The sequence below is a fragment of the Hymenobacter ruber genome (assembly GCF_054783255.1).
Genome location: NZ_BAAGQX010000002.1, coordinates 239,559 through 257,124, shown reverse-complemented (window position 1 = coordinate 257,124; position 17,566 = coordinate 239,559). Strand labels below are relative to the sequence as shown.

The following is a 17,566-nucleotide window of genomic DNA, read 5'->3' as shown; positions in this document are numbered from 1 at the left end:
TAACAGTTTACCCACTTTTCCATGAAACACAAACTTATTACTCACTTAAGGCTACTGCTGCTCTTTGCAGCGTGCCTCTATTCCGCTTCGGCCTGGGCCCAAAGCCGGGCCATCAGCGGCCGGGTAGTCGGGACCGATGGCGGGGGCATTCCCGGCGTGACGGTGCTGGAACAGGGCACCACCAACGGCATCAGCACCGGTGCCAATGGTGATTTCAGCCTGACTGTGCAGCCTAACGCCACGCTGGTAATCAGCTCCGTAGGCTACAAGGCACAGACGGTGGCCGTGGGCAGCCAAACCACGCTCAATGTGACGCTGGCCACCAGCACCACCGAACTTACCGAAGCCATTGTGGTGGGCTACGGCACGCAGACCAAAGCTGATTTGACGGGCTCTGTGACCCAACTCTCGGCCAAGGACGTGGAAAACCAGCCGGTGGTGAGCTTTGAGCAGGCCATTCAGGGCCGGACGCCGGGCGTGGCCATCAGCCAGGGCTCGGGCAAACTGGGCGCCGGCGTGCAGATTCGGGTACGTGGCTCGGCCTCGGTTACGGCCTCCAACCAGCCGTTGTATGTGATTGACGGCATTCCGGTGACTTCGCAGGACCAGTCGCAGGCCAACACCGACGGCGCCAACCCGCTGGCCGACCTCAACCCGAACGACATCGAGAGCATCTCCATCCTCAAGGATGCCTCGTCGTCGGCCATCTACGGCTCGCGTGCTTCGAACGGCGTGGTGATTGTGACCACCAAAAAAGGCCGCCAGGGCCAGACCAAAGTGAATGTGGGCTACTACGTGGGCCGTAGCACGCCCACCCGCAAGCGGAAATTCCTGAACTCGGCGCAATACAAGGAGTTGTTCGGCGAAGCCATTCTCAATGCGGGCTACGTCGACCCCTCCGACCCGGATGCTTACCCGGACGTAGCCGCAGTTTTCGCCGATTTCGGCGGGATTGACTACAACTCGACCTCCGATACGAACTGGGGCGACCAGGCTTTCCGCGACCACGGCTCGGTGAGCCAGTACGATTTGAGCGTGGCCGGCGGCGATGCCAAAACTCGCTTTTACCTCAGCGGCACGTTCAACGACCAGACGGGTATTATCATCGGCAACCGCTTCCGGCGGGGCAGCATTCGCCTCAACCTCGACCACAGCATCTACGAAAAGCTGAAAGTGGGCATCAACCTCTCGCTCACCCGCTCAGTGAACGACCGGGTTTCGGACGACAACGCCTTTGCCAACCCTCTGCAACTGAACGCCCTGCCGCCCTTGCAGCCGGTGTACGACCCCACCTCGGGCAAGCTGAACCCCAATACGCTCTACTACAACAACCTGCTCGACCAGCAGCTCGGCAGCAACCGCGCCGGTAACTTCCGCTCGTTCAGCACCGCCTACCTGAGCTGGGAGCCGCTGAAGGGCCTGACGCTGCGCACCGAAGTGGGCGGCGACTTCCTGAACCTGAACGAAGACCTAGTGCGCGGCGCCGGCACGCAGGACGGCGGCTCCACGGGCTACGCCTACAGCGCCCAGACGCAGGTAATCAACTACACCACCAACAATACGGCCACCTACGGCTTCAACCTCGGCGATGACAACCGTTTCGAGGCCTTAGCCGGCTACTCATACCAGCGCTCCGATACCAAGCTGACGGCCGCCGAAGGCCGCGGTTTCCCCACGCCGGAGTTTACGCGCATTGCCAGCGCCGCCGTGAAAACCAGCGGCAACCAGTCGTTCGGCACGGGCTTCTCGTTTATCTCCTACTTCGGCCGTCTCAACTACGCGTTCCGCAACAAGTTCCTGGTGTCGGGTAGCATCCGCCGCGATGGCTCGTCGCGTTTCGGGCAGGACAACCCATACGGCACGTTTGGGGCCGGCTCGGTGGGCTATGTGGTTTCGGAAGAAAGCTTCCTGAAGGATAATTCGGTGGTGAGCTTCCTGAAGCTGCGCGCCAGCTACGGCCTCACCGGCAACGCCGAAATTGCCAACTTTGCTTCCCGCTCACTGTTCGCTGCGCTGCCTTATGCCGACCAGTCGGGCACGGCCCCGCTCAACACGCTGGGCAACCTCAACCTGACCTGGGAAAACACCAAGCAGGTGGACCTGGGGGTAGAATTCGCCTTCCTCAACAACCGCATCACCGGCGAAGCCGACGTGTACCAGAAAACCACCACCGGCCTGCTCCTCAACCGCCAGCTGCCCTACACGGGCGGTTACAGCGTTATTACCGAGAACATCGGCTCGCTGCGCAACCGCGGCCTGGAACTGGCCCTGAATGGCCGCGTACTAGATGGCGACTTTAAGCTGAGCGTGGGCGGCAACATCTCATTCAACCGCAACATCATCACCACGCTGAAGGATGAAATCATCCCCGGCGGCAACACGCTGAGCCGCGTGCGTCAGGGCGAGCCCATTGGTGTGTTCTGGGGTAAAAAATATGCTGGTGTTGACCCCGATAATGGTGATGCCCTCTACTACACGGCCGATGGCTCGAAAACCAGTGTTTACGCCAACGCAGTCGACCAGAAGTTGGGCAATCCGAACCCGAAATACACCGGCGGCGTCACGCTCAATATGTCCTACAAAGGCTTCGACCTGAGCGGCCTGGGCCAGTTCACCGTTGGCAACGACATTTATAACGGCGCGGGCATTTACCAGTCGGTAAACGGCGACTTCTTTGATAACCAGACCATCGACCAGCTCAACCGCTGGCAGAAAAAGGGCGACATCACCGACATTCCGCAGGCCCGCTTCGGCGAAGGCAATGGCACGGGCACCTCGTCGCGCTGGATTCAGGACGGCTCGTTCTTCCGCCTCAAAAACATCACCCTGGGCTACAACCTGCCCGCCGACTTGGTGAAGAAAGGCTACCTGCAATCGGTGCGCATCTACGTGACAGGCCAGAACCTGGCCACCTTCACCAAGTACACCGGCTACGACCCCGAAGTAGTATCGGGCCTCTACAATGCCAACACGGTGTTGGGCCACGACTTCTACACGCCGCCGTTGGCCAAAACCTTCCTGGCCGGTGTTAACCTGGGCTTTTAATCTTTTGACCTCCTCTCCGATATGAAACATACCTTTATTCGGCCAGCCGTGCTGGCCCTGGCCCTGGGGCTGAGCCTCACCGGTTGCAAAGACCCGCTGGACATTGCCCCGCAACAAGGCATCGACGTGTCAGTTGCCCTCACCACACCCGAGAAAGTGGGCGGTGCCGTAGTGGGCCTCTACGCCAAGCTCGACGACCCGCGCCTCTACGGTACCGACCTCATTCTGGTGCCCGAGCTCATTGGCCCCGAGAACTACATCCGCTGGGATGGCACGTTTACCAATTACCGCCAGATTGCCACCCGCTCGTCGTTCACCTCGCTTAATACCACGGCCGCCGGCATCTGGCAGCGGGCCTACGAGGACATCAACCAGGCCAACTTGGTGCTCAGCGCCCTGCCCGTGGTGACGAATGCCGACCTGAAGGCGCAGTATGAGGGCGAAGCCCGCTTCGTGCGCGGCTTGTTGTATTTTGATTTGGTCCGGCTCTACGGCCAGCAATACCAGCCCGGCACCGCGAATGCGCAGCTGGGCGTGCCCATCACACTCTCGGCCAACACTACGGTTGACCAGGCCACTGTGAAGCTGCCCCGCGCCACTGTGGCGCAAGTCTATACCCAGGTAATTAATGACCTGACCATTGCTATGCAAAAGCTGCCCGAAAGCAACGGCACCCGCGCCACCACCTACGCCGCCGAGGCGCTGCTGGCCCGCGTGTACTTGCAGCAGAGCAACTTCGCAGACGCCCGCACTGCCGCCGATGACGTCATTACCCACAGCGGGAAGTCGCTGGCGGGCTCGGTGGCCGCCATCTTCGCCAACCGCAACGGCAGCGAAACCCTGTTTGAGCTTCAACAAAACGACCAGAACAACGCTGGCACGTCCAACGACGGCCTGGCCACCTACTTCGCCAGCGACGGCGGCGTGGGCCGGGGCGATGTACGCATCCTGCCCGCTTTCTCCACGCAGTATGAGGACAGCGATGCTCGCGGCACCGACTCGCTGGCCGCTTCGGCCACGCGCAAGCTCATTTACCTCGGCGATGGGGCCCGGCCCGGCCGGTTGCGTAGCATCAAGTACCGCACCTACGGCCAGAACATTCCCATCATTCGCCTGGCCGAGATGTACCTCATCCGGGCCGAAGCCGATGTGCGCGCCGGCAACACTGCCGATGCCCTGGCCGACGTAAACCGCATCCGGACGCGCTCGGGCGCTACACCGCTCACCACCGTTACGCTCGAAGACGTGCTGCACGAGCGCCAGCTGGAACTGGCCTTCGAAGGCTTCCACATCTACGACCTCAAGCGGACCAATGCGGTTATCGTGCCGGCTTCCGGCACCACGCCGGCCGTGAATGCCAACGACCCCAAGCTGATTCTGCCCATCCCACAGCACGACATCAACCTGAACGAGCTGCTGATACAAAACCCCGGCTTCTAATTCTGCGTCGCTTGCACAAAAAAGCCCGCTCCAATGCGTTGGAGCGGGCTTTTTTTGCGCAAACTTAAAACCGTTATTTGTCGCCAATCAGCAGTTGCGGTGCCGCACCACGCCCGCCGCCCATGATGATGACCTTGGCATTGGGCGAGGTGGCAATGGCTTGGTTGGCCTTGATGGTTTCGTACTGCAGGAGCTTGTCGCTCAGTTCGGTGTTTACAATGCGCTGGTAGTCGGCAATGCCCTGGGCCTCTACGCGCTTACGCTCGGCTTCCTGCTTTTCCTTTTGCAGCACAAACTGCATTTTCTGGGCGTCCTGCTCGGCCGAAATCTTGCTTTCGATGCTGCGTTTCACCGACTCGGGCAGCTGGATGTTGCGGATGAGCAGCTGGTCGAGCTGCAGGCCATTGGTCCGGAAATCCTTCTCGATGGCGGCCAGAATCCGGGCCTGAAACTCCTCGCGGCGCGTGGAGTAAAGCGCCACGGCATCGTAGTAAACGGCATTATCCCGAATGCGGGTGCGCGAAATGGAACGCACAATTTTGTCCTGATAATCCTCGCCAATGGTGGCCAGAATGTGCGGAGCCTGCGCCGGCACCACGTGGTAGAGCACGGTGAGGTCAATCACCACTTCCAGCCCGTCGGCCGAGAGCACCCGAATGGCGTCGTCGCCCGACTGCTGGCCCTCGCCGTGCTGCGCCGACATGGTGTAGTTCTGCGTCCGGGTGTCGAAGCGCGTCACGTCCACCAATGGGTTCACGATGCTCAAGCCCGGTTGCAGCACGCGCTTTTGCACCTGCCCAAACAGCGTTTGCACACCTACCTGCCCCACGCCCACCTGCACCACCGTGCTCAGGGCCAGCCCCAGAATCAGAAACGCACCGCCCAGGAAAACGAGGCCGCCGCGCAGCCGCTCCAGCCGCTCAGAGAAGCGGGAGGCATTCAGCCCCAGCACCAGAATGATAAAACCAAGAATGCTGAGAAACATGAGAAAGCAGGATTTGGGGTTGGCAGCTTAAGTTTACTCGTCCTCGTCGGAACCAAAGTCCAGGGTGCGGGCCAGGTCCACGCCTTCCTGCGCTATTTCTTCCAGGAGCTCGGGCGCGTCGGCATCCAGCGTGCGGCCGAAGAGGTTGAGCAGCTCTTCGCCTTCTTCGTTCACGTACAGGTTTTCGTAAAGCCGGTCGAACAGGCGCGCCTCGCGGCCGATGATGCGGTCGATATCCTCGGGCGAGCGGGCCTCGTTCAGGGCGCGGTGCAGCACATCGAGCACCTGCCGGCTTTCGTCGTGGTCGCCCAGCTCCGATACCAGCTTGAGCAGGCTCATGGCCAGGCCCAGCCGCACCTGCTCGAACCGGAAGGGTAACTGCGCGGGCGGGGCTTTGCGCAGCAGGTCGTAGGCCTGCAAAGCATTGGGGGTGAGGTAGTACTTCACGTCGTTGGGGGCGATGAAGGAAAGGTGCAGCAGTTGTTCGTAAGGCGTCATAAAGCGAAGGCGGAATCCGGGGCCGAAACACGGCTCGGCGCGGTGCGTAAGCAGAAAGCCGAAAGGTACGTGCGGATAGCAGCCCAGATGCTGAATCGGCGCCCTTGGCTCATCATTACACCCTCAGCTTTTTTTTCGATGACGCACAAAAGCAAATGGCTGATTTTTGCCCCCCTGGGGCTGGCCACCGTTGGCGCGGGGGCCAGTATGGTGCATTGGGCCGGCAGCCTGAAAGACCAGCGCCAGCCCGCTTCCAGGTGGATAATGGCGGGCACGGCGGCCCTGGTCGTGCTCAACTCCGGCCTCAGCCTGTTTGGGCGCGGCGTGGTAGAAAAAGTGCTGCACGAGCTGCGCGAAAAACCCAGCGTCAAGTAAACGCCGCAGTCCTTCGCACCAGGGCAAGAAAAAACCCCGACCTGGGCCGGGGTTTCTCTTGCTGGAAAGCGGAAAGGAACAGCTCTTGGAAAGGACTATTCGGTTTTGGCTTCCATTTTTTCGGTGCCTTCTTTGGTTTTGGCGCTCACTTTGTTGGCACCATGCTTCACGGCGTGGCCGGTTTTCTGAGCACCACGCTTCATGGCATGGCCGGTTTTGTGGGCCACGTTGCCAGCGGCATCTTTCGTGTTCTCGAGGGCTTGGCCAACGTTGGTTTTGCCGGTTTTGGTTACCACTTTGGTGGTGCCGTTGTCGCGGGTTTTAACTTCCGTGGTGGGAGTGGTTTGCGCAAAAGCAGCAGTAGCAAAAGCGGAAAGGGCGAGCAACAGGGTTACTTTTTTCATGGGGTCAAAAGAAGAAAAAGGGTTATGAGGGCTTTGTACGCTCCCTACTTGCAAAGGTTGGTGCAAGGAATGTGCCGCAGTTGGACCGGCGCCTGAAAACCGGATTTCCGCCGCTTCAGGGCAGTAGTAATGAACTATCGCCATAGCTCAAGAATCGGTAGTCGTGGCCCAGGGCGTGCTCATATACTGCCCGCCAGTTTGGTCCCAGCAGCGCCGCTACCAGCAGCAGCAAGGTGCTTTCCGGCTGATGGAAATTGGTAATCAGCCCATTGGCCAACCGGAACTCATAGCCCGGTGCAATCAGCAGCCGCGTGCTGGCTTGCAGCGTATCGGTGCCGGTGGCTTCGAGGTGCTGCAGCAGGGCCGTCAGGGCCATTTCGGGGCTGATGCGGGCCGCCACTTCGGCCATTTCGTAAGGCTGCCATTGCGATACCTGCAGTTCGGATACGGCCGATGTGGCTGGCTCCGTAGCGGCATTTGCGGAATGCAACAGGCCCACGCCCAGCCAGTACAGCGTTTCCAGGGTGCGCAGGCTGGTGGTGCCTACTGCGATTACCGGCCGGGGGCGGTGGGCCAGCAGCTGGCGCAGCAGCCCGGCCGTGACCAGAATGGGCTCGGTGTGCATGGGGTGGCCGGCCATGTGGTCGGCCTTCACCGGCTGAAAGGTACCCGCGCCCACGTGCAGCGTAACGTGGCCCGTTGAAAAGCCTTTTTCCTGTAGCTCAGCCAGTATTTCGGGGGTAAAGTGGAGGCCGGCAGTAGGAGCAGCCACGGCCCCTTCGGCGGCGGCATACACGGTCTGGTAGCGCACGGCATCAGTGGCCGTATCAGGGCGGTCGATGTAAGGGGGCAGGGGCAAATGGCCGGCCGCGCGCAGCACCTCGGCAAACGGCAACTCCGCCGGCTCCCAGCGGAAGTCAATCAGCGCCGTGCCGGCTTCCTGTAGCCGACGCTCGGCATGCAGTGTGGCGGGCTGGCCGTCAGCGGCTGTGAAGTCCAGGGTTACCGGGCCTTCTTTCCAGCGGCGGCCGTTGCCCACCAGGCAGCGCCAGGTGCAGTGGCCGGTTTGCTGCAACGCCAGCTCCAGGCTGCGGTGCGGGGCCACGGGCTCCAGGCAAAACAGCTCGACCTGGCCCCCGGTGGGCCGGCGGGCCAGCAGCCGGGCGCGCACCACGCGGGTATCGTTGAAAACGAGAAGTGCGCTGGCCGGTAGCTCGCCGGGCAGGTCGCGGAAGGTTTTATCGGTGAGCTGGCCGTGGCGGCTCACCAGCAGCTTGCTGGCGGCGCGGTCGGGGAGGGGCTCCGGCGCGATGCGCTCGGCAGGCAGCGGATAGGTGAAATCGAGGATGGAAAGCTGGCGCGGGTCGGGGTTCATCCCGCAAAGGTCGGACAGAACTTGTACCCTGGAATTCCATTTTGGGCCGTTGAACGATTAACGTTCTGGCGGCCCGAAATAAAATTCCGGGGTACTTGTGCTATTAGGGCTTCTTAAAGAGCAGCAGATGCTGCTGCGGCAGCGTCTCGATGGAATCGGCCAGAACCATGCCCACGGCGGCCATTTCCTTGCGGGCCTGCCCGATGCTCATCTTGTGAATGCGCTTGATGGGCACGGTGGGGTCTTCGGCCCGGTACTCCACCAGCGCCAGCCGGCCCGTGCCGGGGCGCAAAGCCCGTCGAATGGCGCGGCCCATCTCGCGCGGGTGGTCAAATTCATGGTAGGCATCCACAATCAGCACCAGGTCCACGCTGTCGGCGGGCAGGCCGGGGTTGGTGGTGGTGCCCAGCACCGGGCGCACGTTGGTCACCTTCTGGCGGTGCTTGTTTTCCTGCAGTGCCGCAATCATTTCGGGCTGAATATCAACAGCCAGCACCTGGCCTTTGGGGACCTTTTTGGCTAGTTGAAACGAGAAGAAGCCCGTGCCGGCCCCAATATCGGCCACCACATCGGTGGGTTTCAGGTTCAGCTCTTTCAACAATAAGTCGGTGCCTTCTTCCTGACGGCGGCCTTTGCGCTCCAGCCAGCTCGCGCCCTCGTGGCCCATTACGTGGGCAATCTGCCGTCCCAGGTAGTAGGTCCCAATGCCGTTGGGGTCGCGGGGCGAAGCGATTTCGTAGCCGCTGGTATCGGCCACCATCATGGCCTGCATGCGCCGCTCATTACTCATCGAGGGGCGGGTTTCAGCCGGTAGCTGCGTGCAGCTCATTACCAGCACTCCGGCTCCCGTCCCTATTCCTACTACGCCCAAAGCCCGTTGCCAGGTAGAAAAACAGTATTTCATACGGTTTGCAAGTAAGCACATACAGGCTATTCAACAGCAATTTGTTGCGCTACGTTCAGCCAGCGCCCGATTGGAAACAAGCTGAGACGTAGCGGGAACCGTGCCGGAAAACGGTTTTAAGAATCGGCGGAACAAATAAAGTAATTCCAAAGAATCGCCTATTTGTAATTTTTGCCGTAGAATGCGCAATCAATTTTTCTCTTACCCGCATACCTATGAAGAACCTTTTTCCTCCCTTCGCCAAACTGATTGCGCTTGCTGCCTGTGCCCTCACGCTGGGTAGCTGCAGCCGTTCCGAATACGCCATGCTGCCCAAGGGTAGCTCCTACCACGGCGTTACGCGGGTAGCTACGCCCGTGCCAGCTGCCGCCACGCCTGCAACGGTTGATGTAGCCCCGGCAGCCACCCCTGTTGCTCCGGCTGCTGCCGCTGTGGCAGTTGCACCCGCCGCACGCGTTGCCCAGTCGGCTCCGGTAGCCAAGGCCCCCGTTACAAAAGCGGTGGTGGCTGAAACGCCGGCGACCAACGCTACCGTAGTAGCCAACGCGCCCGCCGCTGCCCCCGCCAAATTGAGCTTCCTGCAGCGCGTGGCCCTCAATAAGGTAAGCAAGAAACTGGAGAAGGCATCGCAAAAAGCCACCTTCAACCGCCACGATAATACGGCCAGCACGGCCCGCCTTGACGGCAAGCTGCGGCAGGGACTGATTCTGCTGCTGGTTGGCTTGCTGGTGGGCATTGTTGGTGGCGCAGTGGGCGGCACCATTGGCGGTATCATCGGCCTGTTGGGTCTTATTCTGGCCATTATCGGCATCGTGCTCATCATCCTGTACCTGCTCGACGAGCTGTAAGCCCTTGCGCTTTTCATCATCAAAAAGCCCCGATTGCATTGAAGCAGTCGGGGCTTTTTGATGGGCAGTACTCCCATTGAGGAATGACTAACGGCCTACATGGGGTCCACGTCGGCCACGAGGCGCACCTGTTTGAACTCCTTTTGGTCTTTCACCACGTCCATGGCTTCACCAATCAGCTGCTTGGCCTGCTTGAGCACGGTGTGGGCCCGGTCGAGCTTGATGGTGATTTCCTGCAAATAGAAATTGCGAATGCGGAAGATGTAGGGCGCTTCCGGCCCCAGCACGGCGGCCCGGCCCAGACGGTCGACCAACTCCTGCGTCAATAAAATGGCGGCGGCCTCGCCCACGTTCTGGTCGATGTGCTTCACCGTCATTTTGATGACGCGCATGAAGGGCGGGTAGCCGTGCTCGTGCCGCTGCACGATTTCGTAGTTGTAAAACTCGATGTAGTCATTGCGGATGACCTTGTCAAAAATCACCTGCGTGGGGTCGGCCGTCTGGATGATGACCTTGCCCTTTTTGCCCTTCCGTCCGGCCCGTCCGCTCACCTGCACAAACATCTGGTAGGCGCGCTCGTGCGCCCGGAAATCGGGGTAGTGAATGATGCTGTCGGCGTTGATGATGCCCACGAGGCTTACGTTGGCAAAATCCAGGCCTTTGGTCACCATCTGGGTGCCTACCAGCACGTTGGTGGCCTGCTTCTCAAAGTCGGCGATGATTTGCTGGTAGCTGTTTTTGGCGCGGGTCGTGTCCAAATCCATCCGCTGAATGTTGGCCTGCGGGAGCATGATTTTGAGGTCGTCCTCAATTTTTTCGGTGCCGAAGCCCTGCGTTTTCACGGCACGGGAGCCGCAGGCGGGGCATTTGCTCACCATGCTGTCGTGGTAGCCGCAGTAGTGGCAGCGCAGCTCGTGGCTGTGCTTGTGGTAGCTCAGGCTCACGGCGCAGTTGGTGCATTTCGGTATCCAGCCGCAGTCCTGGCAGGCCACCACGGGCGCGTAGCCGCGCCGGTTCTGGAACAAAATCACCTGCTCTTTCCGGCCTAGGGTGCGCTCCACTTCACCCAGCAAATCGGCAGTGAAGTGGTTGTGCATGGTTTTCTGCTCGCGGGCCTTGCGGGTGTCTACCAGCTCAATTTCCGGCATCCCGGCTTCGCCAAAGCGCTTGGTGAGGCTCACCAGCCCATAGCGGCCCTGTTTGGCCTGGTAATAGGTTTCGACAGCTGGTGTGGCCGAGCCCAGCAGGGTTTTGGCTCCCTGAAAGTTGGCCATCATCAGGGCTACTTCGCGGGCGTTGTAGCGCGGGGCGGGGTCGTACTGCTTGTAGCTCGATTCGTGCTCCTCGTCGACTATTATCAGCGACAAATTATCGAACGGCAAAAACACCGCCGAGCGCACGCCCACCACCACCTGAAAGCGGCCCGAGAGCACGCCGTTCCACACCTCCACTCGCTCGTTGTCGGAGAATTTGGAGTGGTACACACCCAACCGCGAGCCGAATACGCGCATGAGGCGCGTCACAATCTGGGCCGTGAGGGCAATTTCGGGCAGCAGGTACAGCACCTGTCCGCCGCCTTCCATCGCCTTGCGGATGAGGTCGATATAAATCTCGGTTTTGCCCGCGCCCGTCACGCCGTGCAGCAGCACGATTTCCTTCTCGCCAAAGTGCGCCATGATTTCGTCCCGTGCCGTGGTCTGGGCCTCGGTGAGGGCGAAATTCAGATGAATGGCACCTTCGTTCTCGAGGGGGAAGCGGCTCACAATCACATCAAACTGCTCCAACACGCCGTTTTTGATGAGCGTGTTTACGGCCGAGGCCGAGAGGTGCGGGCTGCTGGCCAGATACGCTTTCTCGATGCCGTGCTGGTTGGAGTGCTCGTTCTGGTATACCGGCACCCGTTGGAGGTACTTCATCAGCACATCGAGCTGCTTGGGCTTGCTGGCAAGCTGCTCAAAGAGCAGTTCCAGCGAGGCTTCGGACACGAAATGGTGGGCCAGCCGCACCTTCTTCACCACTTTGGGCGCGTATTTGTCGGCCGTGTGCTCAAACAGAAAAATGACATCCTTGTGCATCAAAGACTTGATGACTTTATGGAAGGAAGTGATGCCGAGCAGGTCACCCACCTCAGTAAAGGTCAGGGCTTTGCCGTCTTCCACCACGCCCAGCGCATCCACAATCAACATTTCCTGGGAGGAAAGTGGGTACTCGTTCTCCTCCCGCGAAAACCCCGGGTGCAGCTGAATGCGCGACTCCGAGCTGAGCTTCAGCGCCGACGGTAGCGCGGCATTAATCACCTCGCCGATAGTGCACATATAATAGTCGGCCATCCAGCGAAACAGCTTGAGCTGCGCCTGGGTGACTACTGGCGCATCATCAATGAATTCGAGGATGTACTTGGCTTGATAATCCTTGGGCGCGGTTTCGTGCACGGCCGCCACAATGCAGCTGAGCGTCTTTTTGGCACCAAATTGCACAATGACGCGCCCCCCAATCACCACATTGTCGTTCAGCTCATACGGCACCCGGTAGGTGTAGAGCCGGGGCAAGGGCAGGGGCAGAATAACGTCGGCAAACAATGTCACCCGGTCGGCCGAGGGCGCGGCCACGGGAGCAATAAAATCAAGCGTAAGACTCAAAACAGGTATAGCATAGGGGCGGATAGTAAAGATAACAGGGCCGTAGCACGAACCGCGACGCCGCCGCTAGAGCGCCGCCAGCGCGTCCGGCACACTATACACCGGGGCCTGGCAGGCGTAGTTGCGGCACACGTGCAGGGCGGTGCGGCCGTCTGTGGGCGTGGGCAACAACTTCAGCAACGGTAGTTCCGACGCTGCTTCGGTGCCGGCCAGCACCGTATCAAACAAAAAATGCCGGCTAAGTTCCTCGCGGAATTCCTCCGTCGCGGGGCCTTGAATGGCGATTTCGGCTCCCGGCCGCAAGAGTGCCGCATAAAGCGAGGCCCAATTGGTGAGGTGCTGGGGTTCTTTCACCACCAGATGGCACAATTGGCGCAGCATTTCGGCGGCCAGGTCGGTGTATTGGGCCTTTTCGAGGTGGCGACCCAGGCGGCGCAGGTTGTGCGCCATGATGGAGTTTGAGGCCGGAATTACGTTATCGAATAGCTCTTTTTTGCGGGCGATGAGCGGCTCGGCGCGGCTGTCGGTGTAGAAAAACAGCGTTTCGGTGGGGTCGAAGAAGTTGGCCAGCACATACTCCGTCAGTCCTTCGGCCTCGCGCAGCCATTTCTCGGCGAAGGTCACTTCGTACAAGCTGATGTAAGCCTGAATGACCAGCGCGTAGTCTTCCAGAAAGCCGCTGATGCTGGCCCGGCCGTCTTTGCAGGTCCGGAACAAGCCCGCACCATCGCGCAGATTGGCTTCGATGAAGCGGGCGTTATGCTCGGCCATCACCAGAAACTCGGGCTCACCGAAAGCCCGGTAGGCATCCGTCAGGCCTTGCAGCATGAGGGCATTCCAGCCGGTCAGAACTTTGTCGTCGAGGCCGGGGCGCACGCGGGTGGCGCGCACGGCCATGATTTTCTGTTTCCAGCCCGCGACGATTTCCGGCAGCACGCCGGGGGCCAGTTGGTGGGCGGCGGCAAAGGCTTCGTCGGTTTCGCGGCGGTGCAGGATGTTGCGGCCGTGCTCCCAGTTGCCCACGGCCGTGCAGTTGTAGTAGTCGGAAAACAGCGGCTCTTCATCGCCCAGAATCTCGCGCAATTCGTCCTTCGTGAACACATAAAACTTGCCTTCCTCACCCTCGCTATCAGCATCGAGCGACGAATAAAAGCCGCCCTCATCATTCGTCAGTTCCAACCGGATAAATTCGATGGTGTCGTACACCGTTTCCCGGAAAAGCTCGTCCTTGGTCAACTGATAAGCCTCGCTGTAAAGACTAACCATTTGGCCGTTATCATACAGCATCTTCTCGAAGTGCGGAGCCAGCCATTCGCCATCAACCGAATAACGGGCGAAACCGCCGTGCACTTGGTCGTAAATACCGCCCCAGGCCATTTCGCGCAAGGTCAGCGCGGCTTGGTCCAGCACTGCCCGGCTGCCGCTGATGGCGTGCGCCCGCAATAAAAACCGCCAGATGCTGGGCATCGGAAACTTCGGGGCGCGGTTCATACCGCCGCGCTCGCGGTCGAAATTCGTGCTGAGGTTGTACACCAGCAGCTTGAATTCATCGTCGGAAACGCCGGCCTGGCCGGTTTCCGGCGCTACACCGATGGCTTCTAAGGCTGCGTAGTCGGCTTCCTGAGCCTCGTTGCGGTTGTGACCGCCGTACTTGGCCAGTTCGCTCTTGCCAATCACCTCCATAAACCGCTCGGCCGACTGTTCCAGCTCGGCGCGGTGCTCGCCGGCGTAAGCCTGACCGATATTGGTCAGCAGCTTGGTCCAGTTGCCCTGCGGGAAGTAGGTGCCGCCGTAGAAAGGCTTGGCATCGGCCGTCAGAAACACATTCAGGGGCCAGCCGCCCTGCAGGCCCATCGCGTGCAGGGCATCCATATAAATCTGGTCCACATCGGGCCGCTCCTCGCGGTCAACTTTGATGCACACAAAATGCGTGTTCATCACCGCCGCCACCGCTTCGTTCTCGAACGACTCACGCTCCATCACGTGGCACCAGTGGCAGGCCGCATAGCCAATGCTGACCAGAATAGGCTTTTGCTCGGTCTGCGCCCGGTTCAGCGCCTCCGGTCCCCACGGGTACCAGTCCACGGGGTTGTGGGCATGCTGTTGCAGATAAGGACTGGTTTCCTGGGCGAGACGGTTGGTGTGCGAAGCAGCGTGGGCCATAAGGATGCGGAGTAGGGGAGGTGCTAAAACACCAAACCCGGCGAAAAAGGCCGGGCTTGGGCAATAAATAACGCAACTCGCCGGGTTTCAGCGGGCTTTTATCAGAGGTTAAGCTGATTTTTTTGGTGTTTTGGGTTTGGCGGCTGATTTAGCAACTGGCGTTTCGGTTACAATAGCCGGTTTACCAGCCTTGACAACCGCTTTTTTCGAGGCAGCTGGCTTTGAGGTCGCCGCTTTAGGCGCGGCTTTTTTGGCAGCGGCCTTAGCTACTGCCACCACTTTTTGCTCTGCTGCCGGAGCCGCGGACTTTTGAGCGGATTTAGCTGCCTTCTTAGCCGGTACGGAGTCTTTGGCGACTGTTGAGGCCGTGTCCGTAGTAACGACCGGAGCCTTCATTTTAGGCAAAGCCGGAGCCGTGACGGCCTTTGCTTTTGCTGCCACCTTACGCTTCAGCGTTGGGGGCGTGGCCGCAGACGAAGCTTCCGTCGCCATTGGCATGGCCAGCACTTCGGGCGTTGGTGCTACGGGCACTTTTGCCAGTTTAGCTTTTGCCGTAACCTTCTTAGCTACTGCAGCCTTTGGGGCTACTGCTTTGGTTGCGACAGCTTTCGGTTCGGGGGCAGAAGCTACTAGCGAGGCCGAGGTGCCCATCATGCGGCCGGCAGCCACTTGCGTCCGGACTACCGACGGGTCAGCTATTGGAATTACCGGCGTGTCAACGTCCGGCTTCACCGCTCGGCCGCCAACTGCAGCCCGTCGCTTACGGCTCGTCTGCTTGGCTGGGGCTGGGTTTGTAACGGGCGCATCCACTGCATCCGATACTTCTGTCGTCGCAACGACAGCCGTAGCTTGCCCACTTATCGGCAAAGCCGCCACCGGTTCCTGTGGCTGACGCGTATTCTCGCGGCGGTTCTCACTAACCAATTCTGATGGCTCGGAAAGCTGCTCCGCGCTGGCTATTGGCAGGGTTTGATGCGTAGCTACTATGTTTTCTAAAGCTGCAGCACCGGCGTCATCAATGCTTGCAGCTAGTTTTCGGGCCTTTTTCTTCTTCCGGTTGCGGCTACTGCGGGAAGTAGTAATAGCAATGTCAGATTCAGCGCTGGTAATCAGTGCGTCCGGTATCGCCACTGCTTCAAAATCAGCGGGTGTAAATGCTTCCGCATCCACCATTGGCGTTTCCGAAACCGAACTTTCGGCGGTAGGTGGAGTGGCAAACAACTCTACGCGAGAAACGCGGCCCGGCTCGTTGCGCCGCCCACCCCGTTTCACGGGCTGCGATTTGGTGATAACGCTGGATTTCTGCGTCTCCGGACGGATGCTCTGCCCCGCAGGCAATGCACCAACTGCCGCTTCCAAAGCCGCTTCCGAAGCCGGTAGTTGGCTTGGGTCTACGCCCAACTCAGCCGCGAGACGCAATGCGTGCTTGCGCGCCGTGCGCTTGGCTCCACCTCGTGAACGGCGTTTCTTCTTGCGTCCTTGTTCCTGCTCGGCAGCATCTGCGCCCTGTTCCGGATTCGGTGCTCCAACCGTAAATTCAGAGGCGGCGGCTACGGGAATCAACTCAGCTTCTCCGGCATCAGTATTTGTTAGGAAAGGCTGCTGCGCGAATTCATCGGCTTCACCAAAACTTGCGGCCTGGAAAGCCTCCGTTTCGCTAGGAGCGGCCACCTGGCCTTTGCCTCGGCCATCGCGCCGTCCACGCTCAGGCCGACCCGAACGACCCGCCCGCTGCGCCCGGAATTCTTCCGGCGATAAGCGTGGGGGGCGGCCGGTTTCGGTGCTGCCAGTGGGCTGCTCAGCGGCGGCATTAATTGGTGCAACGCGCGTCGCTGTCGAAACTTCAGCGCCTTCGCCAATGTCAATCCGTTCTTCATCGTCCTCCAGCTCTTCGGCTACCAAGAGCGGCTGTATCGGCTCCGGCAGGGCCGCAATGCGCGCCCGCACCGTGCGCAGCTCATCGGCCACGTCTACTTTACGCAAACTCAGCTGCTCCAGCTTTTCGCGGGTGCTTTCCAGGAACTGCCGGTGTTCGGGCGCACCCTCGTGCAGTGGCCGGTGGCCCAGCGACTGCCGCACCGCCGCCCATTCCTTGCGGAAACGGCCAAAATCAGCATCGAAATACGCCCGGGCAAACTTCTCCCAGATATAATCCTCCGCTACTTCCGACGGGTGCAGCATATCCGAAGCATAAAAGCGGTAGTCGCGCAAATCGTCCACCAACAGCTCGTAAGCTGGGAAATAGGCCACGTCGGGCAGCAGGTCGCTCACAATGTGGGTAGCCAGCCGCAGCACCGACTTGCTCACTGCATTCAGTTGCAGTGTGTCTTTCAAATGCCGCACCGGGCTCACCGTCAGCACAAAGCGCAGCTCAGGATTGATGCGTCGCAGATATGCGTGCGTCTCGGCCAGCGCGTTGATGATTTCATCCGGCGTCAGCAATTCGCGCACAAACAAGTCGCTCGGCTGTTTGTGGCAATTGCTTACCAGTTCACCGGTTTCGCGCAGCCGGTAGGCCCAGGCCGTCCCCAGCGTCAGCATCACCACATCCGTATTGCGCAGGAACTCGCCCGTTTGCCGCACCACTTCCTGAATGTACTGAAGCAGTTCCACCGGCGAATCGGCCCCGATGCTGCCGTGCAAGTCGTAGCTCTGCCAGCGGCCCCGCGCCTGTACTAGATGCCGCTGCCAGTCCATGTCTTCGCCGGCGGCAGCGCGCAACAACCGAACCAGCGCCAGCGGCTGAAACACGGTGCCAAATGGATTCACCCGCGCCTCTACCTTGTTCGCTACCAGCCGCGAGCCAATGCTGTCAGCAAAACACGAGCCCATGGTGAGCACATGTGCTGTGCGCGCCAGTTGGCCAGCGGCCGGGGCAATTGTCAATTCA

At 60.2% G+C, this 17,566-nt stretch carries 12 protein-coding genes; 4 read left to right on the top strand and 8 right to left on the bottom strand.

The genetic code is table 11. From position 1 onward, the window contains the following. Positions 1–21 precede the first annotated feature (21 nt). Together ACYVM5_RS01755 and ACYVM5_RS01750 are read left to right on the top strand one after the other, a co-directional pair. Positions 22–3,045, top strand: coding sequence for a SusC/RagA family TonB-linked outer membrane protein (locus tag ACYVM5_RS01755; protein WP_460616461.1), 3,024 nt, complete (start codon positions 22–24; stop codon positions 3,043–3,045). Positions 3,046–3,066: 21 nt separating this feature from the next. Further along, complete coding sequence (locus tag ACYVM5_RS01750; protein ID WP_460616460.1) at positions 3,067–4,485, top strand: RagB/SusD family nutrient uptake outer membrane protein; 1,419 nt, start codon at positions 3,067–3,069, stop codon at positions 4,483–4,485. 73 nt (positions 4,486–4,558) lie between these two features. Here ACYVM5_RS01750 and ACYVM5_RS01745 read toward each other — a convergent pair whose 3' ends face one another. Next, the gene (locus ACYVM5_RS01745) at positions 4,559–5,470 is read right to left on the bottom strand and encodes a prohibitin family protein (RefSeq protein WP_460616459.1); all 912 of its coding nucleotides are present in this window, start codon (positions 5,468–5,470) and stop codon (positions 4,559–4,561) included. A 33-nt stretch (positions 5,471–5,503) separates the two neighbouring features. Then, on the bottom strand, positions 5,504–5,968 hold the full coding sequence (locus ACYVM5_RS01740) for a hypothetical protein (protein WP_460616458.1): 465 nt from the start codon (positions 5,966–5,968) through the stop codon (positions 5,504–5,506). Between the two features lie 138 nt (positions 5,969–6,106). On the opposite strand from ACYVM5_RS01740, the gene ACYVM5_RS01735 reads away from it, so the two are divergent. Continuing rightward, entirely contained in the window at positions 6,107–6,343 is a 237-nt protein-coding gene (locus tag ACYVM5_RS01735) for a hypothetical protein (RefSeq protein WP_460616457.1), read from the top strand. A 95-nt stretch (positions 6,344–6,438) separates the two neighbouring features. Here ACYVM5_RS01735 and ACYVM5_RS01730 read toward each other — a convergent pair whose 3' ends face one another. From ACYVM5_RS01730 to ACYVM5_RS01720, 3 genes are all read right to left on the bottom strand, one after another. Next, positions 6,439–6,747, bottom strand: coding sequence for a hypothetical protein (locus ACYVM5_RS01730; protein ID WP_460616456.1), 309 nt, complete (start codon positions 6,745–6,747; stop codon positions 6,439–6,441). A gap of 115 nt (positions 6,748–6,862) precedes the next feature. Next, on the bottom strand, positions 6,863–8,122 hold the full coding sequence (locus ACYVM5_RS01725) for an S-adenosylmethionine:tRNA ribosyltransferase-isomerase (protein WP_460616455.1): 1,260 nt from the start codon (positions 8,120–8,122) through the stop codon (positions 6,863–6,865). A gap of 103 nt (positions 8,123–8,225) precedes the next feature. Beyond that, positions 8,226–9,026: a class I SAM-dependent methyltransferase gene (locus ACYVM5_RS01720; protein WP_460616454.1), complete on the bottom strand. Its 801-nt coding sequence runs from the start codon at positions 9,024–9,026 to the stop codon at positions 8,226–8,228. A 215-nt stretch (positions 9,027–9,241) separates the two neighbouring features. On the opposite strand from ACYVM5_RS01720, the gene ACYVM5_RS01715 reads away from it, so the two are divergent. Further along, positions 9,242–9,874, top strand: coding sequence for a hypothetical protein (locus ACYVM5_RS01715; RefSeq protein WP_460616453.1), 633 nt, complete (start codon positions 9,242–9,244; stop codon positions 9,872–9,874). Between the two features lie 95 nt (positions 9,875–9,969). On the opposite strand, the gene priA is transcribed toward ACYVM5_RS01715, so the two are convergent. The 3 genes from priA to ACYVM5_RS01700 all read right to left on the bottom strand — a co-directional run bounded on the left by priA (position 9,970) and on the right by ACYVM5_RS01700 (position 17,508). Then, positions 9,970–12,513 carry a primosomal protein N' gene (priA, locus tag ACYVM5_RS01710; RefSeq protein ID WP_460616452.1) on the bottom strand — a complete coding sequence of 848 codons (2,544 nt, stop codon included), beginning with the start codon at positions 12,511–12,513 and terminating at the stop codon, positions 9,970–9,972. A gap of 66 nt (positions 12,514–12,579) precedes the next feature. Then, positions 12,580–14,676: a thioredoxin domain-containing protein gene (locus ACYVM5_RS01705; protein ID WP_460616451.1), complete on the bottom strand. Its 2,097-nt coding sequence runs from the start codon at positions 14,674–14,676 to the stop codon at positions 12,580–12,582. A gap of 108 nt (positions 14,677–14,784) precedes the next feature. Then, a complete protein-coding gene (locus ACYVM5_RS01700; RefSeq protein WP_460617434.1) occupies positions 14,785–17,508 on the bottom strand; it encodes a GSCFA domain-containing protein in 2,724 nt (907 codons plus the stop codon). Positions 17,509–17,566: the final 58 nt, after the last annotated feature.

Excerpts from the sequence above, each read along its gene's own strand:
- ACYVM5_RS01755 (WP_460616461.1), top strand. The coding sequence starts at position 22 with ATGAAACACAAACTTATTACTCACTTAAGGCTACTGCTGCTCTTTGCA.
- ACYVM5_RS01750 (WP_460616460.1), top strand. The coding sequence starts at position 3,067 with ATGAAACATACCTTTATTCGGCCAGCCGTGCTGGCCCTGGCCCTGGGG.
- ACYVM5_RS01745 (WP_460616459.1), bottom strand. The coding sequence starts at position 5,470 with ATGTTTCTCAGCATTCTTGGTTTTATCATTCTGGTGCTGGGGCTGAAT.
- ACYVM5_RS01740 (WP_460616458.1), bottom strand. The coding sequence starts at position 5,968 with ATGACGCCTTACGAACAACTGCTGCACCTTTCCTTCATCGCCCCCAAC.
- ACYVM5_RS01735 (WP_460616457.1), top strand. The coding sequence starts at position 6,107 with ATGACGCACAAAAGCAAATGGCTGATTTTTGCCCCCCTGGGGCTGGCC.
- ACYVM5_RS01730 (WP_460616456.1), bottom strand. The coding sequence starts at position 6,747 with ATGAAAAAAGTAACCCTGTTGCTCGCCCTTTCCGCTTTTGCTACTGCT.
- ACYVM5_RS01725 (WP_460616455.1), bottom strand. The coding sequence starts at position 8,122 with ATGAACCCCGACCCGCGCCAGCTTTCCATCCTCGATTTCACCTATCCG.
- ACYVM5_RS01720 (WP_460616454.1), bottom strand. The coding sequence starts at position 9,026 with ATGAAATACTGTTTTTCTACCTGGCAACGGGCTTTGGGCGTAGTAGGA.
- ACYVM5_RS01715 (WP_460616453.1), top strand. The coding sequence starts at position 9,242 with ATGAAGAACCTTTTTCCTCCCTTCGCCAAACTGATTGCGCTTGCTGCC.
- ACYVM5_RS01705 (WP_460616451.1), bottom strand. The coding sequence starts at position 14,676 with ATGGCCCACGCTGCTTCGCACACCAACCGTCTCGCCCAGGAAACCAGT.
- ACYVM5_RS01700 (WP_460617434.1), bottom strand. The coding sequence starts at position 17,508 with ATGGGCTCGTGTTTTGCTGACAGCATTGGCTCGCGGCTGGTAGCGAAC.